This window comes from Methylocystis sp., from assembly GCF_051061225.1.
Taxonomy (GTDB): domain Bacteria; phylum Pseudomonadota; class Alphaproteobacteria; order Rhizobiales; family Beijerinckiaceae; genus Methylocystis.
In genome coordinates this window covers 1-5809 of record NZ_JBPFEB010000079.1, presented here as the reverse complement: position 1 = coordinate 5809, position 5809 = coordinate 1, and the positions used below count along the sequence as shown (strand labels likewise).

At 61.0% G+C, this 5809-nt stretch carries 4 protein-coding genes and 2 pseudogenes; 4 read left to right on the top strand and 2 right to left on the bottom strand.

Annotated elements, in window-relative coordinates; translation table 11 throughout:
- Window positions 1-232 (top strand): annotated as a pseudogene (locus ACR652_RS14130) (glycine betaine ABC transporter substrate-binding protein); the annotation flags it as partial.
- 817 nt (window positions 233-1049) lie between these two features.
- Here the strand turns inward: ACR652_RS14130 and ACR652_RS14125 are convergent.
- Window positions 1050-2489: an ATP-binding protein gene (locus ACR652_RS14125; protein WP_434507115.1), complete on the bottom strand. Its 1440-nt coding sequence runs from the start codon at window positions 2487-2489 to the stop codon at window positions 1050-1052.
- Window positions 2476-3168, bottom strand: coding sequence for a response regulator (locus tag ACR652_RS14120; RefSeq protein WP_434507114.1), 693 nt, complete (start codon window positions 3166-3168; stop codon window positions 2476-2478). The genes ACR652_RS14125 and ACR652_RS14120 overlap by 14 nt, the downstream gene beginning before the upstream one ends.
- Here ACR652_RS14120 and ACR652_RS14115 point away from each other — a divergent pair.
- The 3 genes and pseudogenes from ACR652_RS14115 to ACR652_RS14105 form a co-directional block, all read left to right on the top strand.
- Window positions 3109-3846, top strand: a complete 738-nt coding sequence (locus ACR652_RS14115) for a hypothetical protein (RefSeq protein WP_434507113.1) — start codon at window positions 3109-3111, stop codon at window positions 3844-3846. The genes ACR652_RS14120 and ACR652_RS14115 overlap by 60 nt on opposite strands.
- Window positions 3847-4011: 165 nt before the next feature.
- Window positions 4012-4218 carry a hypothetical protein gene (locus tag ACR652_RS14110; RefSeq protein WP_434507112.1) on the top strand — a complete coding sequence of 69 codons (207 nt, stop codon included), beginning with the start codon at window positions 4012-4014 and terminating at the stop codon, window positions 4216-4218.
- A gap of 1369 nt (window positions 4219-5587) precedes the next feature.
- A pseudogene (locus ACR652_RS14105) lies at window positions 5588-5809 on the top strand (hypothetical protein); the annotation flags it as partial.

Sequence of the window (5809 nt, the reverse complement as noted above, 5' to 3'; positions counted from 1 at the left end):
GAAGACTGCTGCTGTGATCAATGTTGGCACGGCGACGCTCGGCGCCCTGATTGGCGCCGGCGGCTACGGCCAGCCGATTTTTACTGGCCTGCGTCTGGATAACTACGGATTGATCCTCGAAGGCGCCGCGCCGGCCGCCCTGCTCGCGCTCCTCGTCCAGGGCCTTTTCGGATATGCCGAGCGCCATTTCGTTCCGCGCGGGCTACGACTGGAGCCCGCCCCCTCCGCCTGATTTTCGCGTCGCCGGAGTCATCTGCTGGCCCTCGCATGCTTGGCGTGCCGCATCGGTTTGCAGTGTCTTCCGGTCCGGGTTTGCGATGCGTTCGCGCAGACGCTGCGGGCGGCCTTAAGGCTCGCCCTGGGGTAATCATAACAGATGTTCACCCAGCTCCAGCCGTAAACGGTCCAGGTTCGCCGCCAGCACGCGTCATAATACAACCATCCAGCCCCGACGGGGGCATAAACAAGCCGGTGAAAACGGTGGTGGCGGTGGAGGAAAGTATAATGACGGAGCCCCGGGTGGCCAAGGACCGGTGCGCCAGGAGGCCGACCCCCAGGTGGAAACATCCCATCATGTCCGCGCGGACGCGGCGCCGCAAAGCCGCCGCCGACCCGCGGGGCCCCGAAGCCGCCGCCGGAGGATGGGGCTCCAATCCGCTCGCCCAAATGAGGCGCGCCAAATCCATCGCCGACGTGAGGGGCCCTCAAGCCGCCACCCACGTGCGGAGCGCCGACGCCGCTGGCCGAGGGAGGAACGCCGAGCCCACCGCCCAAATGAGGCGCGGCAAATCGACCGCCGACGTGAGGGGCGCCGAAGCCGCCACCCACGTGAGGCGCGCCGAACCCGCCGCCGATATGGGGGCCGCCGAAGCCGCGTCCCGCCGCCAACGCCGTTGCCACGGAACAAATCGCCAGGGCCGCAAGGATGCCGAAAAGCTTGTCTTTCATGGCCCCATTCCTCCAACCGCGAGAGCAATCGAGCAGTTGCCGACCGCTCGTCATGCGGGGATGTAACCGAAACGGCAGAGCCGCTTCCAATGACAAAAATGTCATTTTTTCAGAGCTCGATGAGCTTCAGCGGCGCCTCGCGAAGAGGGAGGATCAGACCACGACAGATGGGCGTGCGAGGGGGAACGTAGCGGAGGAAATGCAAACTGGAACCGCAGCCCAGGAGAGTTATCCGACAGCGAAATCACCGCGCCGTGCAATCGCGCGACAGCAGAGACAAGGCTGAGGCCAAGCCCGTTGCCACGGGACGCCCTCGCCATTTCGAGGCGATAGAAACGTTTGAAGATACGCTGCCGCTCGCCTTCCGCGACGCCCGGCCCGTCATCGGAAATGCAGATCATCCCGCCGTTCGTCGTCTGCCTTGCCTCCACTGTCACGACCCCTCCCTCGCGGCCGTATTTGAGCGCATTGTCCACGACATTGGCGAGCGCGTCGAACAGGAGGTCGCGATCGCCTCTGACGGTCACGTTCTTGTCTCCATTGCGCTGCAAAGGGATGTTTTTCTCCTCGGCGGCGGCGTCGAAGAGGTCGACGACGTCGTCCGCGATCTGCGACAGGTCGACCGGCCGAAATGATTTCGCGAGGTGGGATGACTCGATCTGCGAAATCCGGACCAAGGATGCGAACATGCGCAACACATCCTCGAGGTCCGCTAGCATTCTCTCGATGAGAAGCTGGTCGCGTTCCGTGTCACGCGCCTCGCCGCACGCCTTTTCGAGCCGACCCCGCATCCTCGCCAGGGGAGTGCGCAGATCATGCGCGACATTGTCTGTCGCCTGCTTCACTTCCGCCATAAGCAGCTGGATACGCTCGAGCATGCTGTTGAGATTGGCCGCGAGCTCATCCCATTCGTCATGGGACCCGCGTAGCGGGATGCGCTTGTCCAGGCCGCTCTGCATGATGATCCGGCTGGTCGCATTGATGGCCTCGATACGACCAACCGTCCGCCAGGTGACTGCGACGCTGGCAACCACGGCGATGGTGAAAATGAGCGCGATGGCCGAGCCGAGCGCCCTGTCGATCTCGCCGACAAAGGCGTCGAGCCCGCCGATCTTTCGTCCGACCAGCAGATGATCCCCGGTCGCCAACGTCGTGAATTCCAATCGAACCGCAGGCGCCGCCGAGGATGGCGGAATCTCCACCAGGCCCCTTGCGCCATGCGCTCGCGCGGGCCAACGTTCGAGATTCCCTGATAAACGCTCGTAGGAGGGATCGGCCAACAGGTAGACGGCGTCATGGAAACGCGGATCGGCGCCCTGCCGCTCGATCGCGGCGGTCAAAGTCGGGCGCCCTCCATCAGCCTGGGCCTGCTCCAGGGCTGAAAGGTCGATCGCGATCGCTCTGTCCGTGATCTCCCTGACATAGCCGGCCGTCGTCCAACGGACATAGGCGAAAAGCGCGACCACGAGCACGCCGAAGACGCCGATGGCGACAAGCGCCAGTTTATAAGTCGATGAGCGAAGGGTCTTAGCCAGTAGCACGGATGCAAAACCCTACGCCTCGGACAGTATGAAAAAGCGGGTAGTCGTCATTGGAATCCACCTTGCGACGAATGCGGCTCACGTAAACGTCGATAATATTGGTCATCGGATCGAAGTGTATGTCCCAGACATGCTGAAGCAGCATGGCGCGCGTCACCACGTGCCCCTGGTTTCGAACGAGGAATTCGAGCAATCGGAATTCGCGGGGGAGCAGCCCAATGTCCCTGCCGCGGCGCCGCGCCTTTCTTGCGAGAAGATCAAGTTCGAGATCGCCTGCATGCAGCACCGTCTCCTTTATGACGCGATCGCTGCGGCGCGCGAGCGCCTCTACGCGCGCCAGAAGTTCAGCGAAGGCGAAGGGTTTGACCAGATAGTCGTCGCCGCCGGCTCTGAGGCCGCGCACACGGTCGTCCACTTCCCCGAGCGCGCTGACGATCAGGGCTGGCGTGGATTGCTTCTCTTCCCTCAACACTCGAATGATTTCGACGCCATCGCCATCTGGAAGCAAGCGATCGATGAGAAGCACGCCGTATTCGCCACGCCGGGCTTCGCCGAGGCCGGAAGCCATGTCTCGAGCAATCTCTACGGCGTAGCCGTTGGCCTCCAACGACTGTGTAACTTGCTGAGCCATCTCGATGTCGTCTTCGACGACAAGAATGCCGCATCGCCCGTCAGTCATAATTTCCGCGCCCTCTCAGCGCCGGCTGTCAGCGGTTCACAGTTCTCACGAAACGAGGGGATAGAAAACTTACTTTTTTGTCAGAAAATGACTTATTTGTCATTGGATTCGTTGTCGTTTTTCCGCTTCCCTCTTCGCGTCGCGAGGGATTGCCACAGCCCCTCGCTCGACCTCGCATCTGGAGGGTTGGCTATGAAACGCAAGCTTTTCGGCGGCCTCGCGGCCTTGGCGATTTGCGCATCGCTATCGGCGCAGGCTCCGGCTGCCGCTCGTGGCTTCGGCGGCGGCTTTGGTGGTGGCTTTGGTGGTGGCTTTGGTGGAATGCATGGCTTTGGCGGCGGCTTTGGAGGGATGCACGGCGGTTTTGGTGGTTTCGGCGCCCCTCATTTTGGAGGCGGTTTTGGCGGCCCGCATTTTGGAGGCGGTTTTATGGGGCCGCATATGGGCTTCGGAGGCGGCCGGATGTTTATGCCTGGCGCCCGGGCGTTTGGCCGGCCCTTCATAGGTCATCCAGGGTTCCATCGCTTCGCGTTTCACCACCATCATCGTTTCGGTCGGTTTGCGTTTGCGCCCTTGGGGCTCGGCTATGGACTATACGGCTATGATGGGTGCTGGCGGCAAACTTGGACAGCCTACGGCTGGAGATGGATCAACGTCTGCTACGGCTACAACTACTAAAACAACGCGATGAGTCGCCCACCAACCGAATCCGTCGTAAGGGGCGGATTCGGCCCCTGCCTCCATGTCGCGTCCTCCCTCGCTCGGACCGCTGAAACCGCCTGCAGCGACCAGCAGCGCGTGACTGAAACAAGCAGGCATTGTGAAAGCCGTTGGGCGGTTACAATGAACGATAACCACGAGAACCCGGAGCGCGAGACGAAGCCCTGGCGCGAGCCATGGCCAGGTGCGCTCGACGACCTGAAAGCTTATATTGAAAATAGCCCCAACTCGGCGGCAGCGCTCGCGGAGTTCATGGCGTGTTTTCCCAAACTCACGCGAGACCAGGCGATTCAAATGCTCTGGGAGCAGGGAATCCTGCCACGTGTCTAGCAATGGCGCGCTGGTCACTGCGTTTGAAAGCCTGTGACGCTCGGCATTGCCTTCGACAAGCTTGGGGGCTTCGCTATTGCTGCCGCATCCTAGACATCGGGCATAGCGGCCATCTGGCTCGTCCCATCCTCTATTGAGAGCTACCTTTATGAAAGGCGCGCGCCTGGAGCTTCTCTTGCTAACGTGGGCTAACCTATTTTCGCAGGGAGGCCGAGTTTCGATTTGGTGAGGCCCAAGCGATGCGTCACCCACACCAGCTCTCAACTCCAAATAGCAGCCCGTCGAAGGGCTCCTGCCTTTGGCGCTTCCCAAAGGGCGATTGATCGCTAGCCAGACCGGTGAGCGCACAACCATCGTATGTCCGCAAGGAGCAGGAGCGAGCGGGCGCATGATCCGGTATGTCGAATATTGCTAGGCGGTTTTCGCCGGTATGGCCGGCGCGATTGCCCTACGTCAACCTTTTCTGTAATGGCCGGTATCTATTGATGGATGGTTCGACCCGCTCAGTGCCGGGCTAAATGTCATCTCCGCCGCCAACGATTATCTATTCGACCGATTAATACGTGCGTGATGGTGGAACAGGTAGCTGCACTCTACCCTGATTTGGACCATCCGCAAAGATACTCACGCCCGCGCCAAGCCGCGTGCGTGTGCATCTGGTCAACTGAATCGATGGCGGCTGCCAATCCCGTGAATGCAACTTGGTGAGAGGAAAGGCGTTGGCGCTGCGCGTGGCTGAGCGGGCATGCCAACGTTGCCTCAATGCCCGTGCCACGCGGTCGGCGTCAAGTTGCTTCAACGCCTGGATGTTAAAGGTCACGCTGATTCGGAAAATCGTCAATCGCAGGCGCTCGACGGTGCCGGCAGCCAACCGTGACTAATGGGGCATGGACATCGCCACCACTAGAGCGCCGGCAGCTGCCAGCGCGATGGCAAGCGCGAATGATGCTGAATTCGACATGCAGGCATTTCCGCACGAGGCATCAGGCCAAAGGCACTACCACAGAGTGACGGCAGCTCCGATCGTTACGAAACCGAGGACCATCAGAACGAAGGTATACTTTTCCATAGGAACCTCCCTCGCACCCGCCTCTCTGCGTGGGCGGGTTGCTTGAGAAATGTAAAGAACTCGGTTCGGTTCCTACCCAGAAATTTCCGAACTGTTGCTCGATTTTGATGCTCGCGGGGCGCGGCACTCTATCGCCCTGGCCATGGCCCAAGCCCCGGCAATGATGGCCGCCTATGAGGCCGTGAGGACTCTTGGTGCAGTGAGACGCGGCTTTTATGTGCTGCGGCCGCCCACGCTCCATATGCGAGTCATGCGGAAGCGCTAAGCGCATTCGAGACAGCGATAGATGGAGAGGTCACCATGCTGTGCAGATTAATGACGGCCGTCGCGTTGACTACGGCGCTGGCCTTGCCCTCAGCGGCGCTTGCCAATTGGAACCGGTGGGAAGGATACACTGGCGTCGGCCGCGACCCCATGCATGGGCATTGGCGTCATATGGGCGGATACGGTTGGGGCTCGCATAGGCATGAGTGGGTCCAGGGGCAGGAATATCACCCCTTCAGGCAAGGTCCCTATGGCTAT

What these genes read in the sequence shown, in the direction of transcription:
- ACR652_RS14120 (WP_434507114.1), bottom strand. Translation starts at nt 3,168, where the DNA reads ATGACTGACGGGCGATGCGGCATTCTTGTCGTCGAAGACGACATCGAG.
- ACR652_RS14110 (WP_434507112.1), top strand. Translation starts at nt 4,012, where the DNA reads ATGAACGATAACCACGAGAACCCGGAGCGCGAGACGAAGCCCTGGCGC.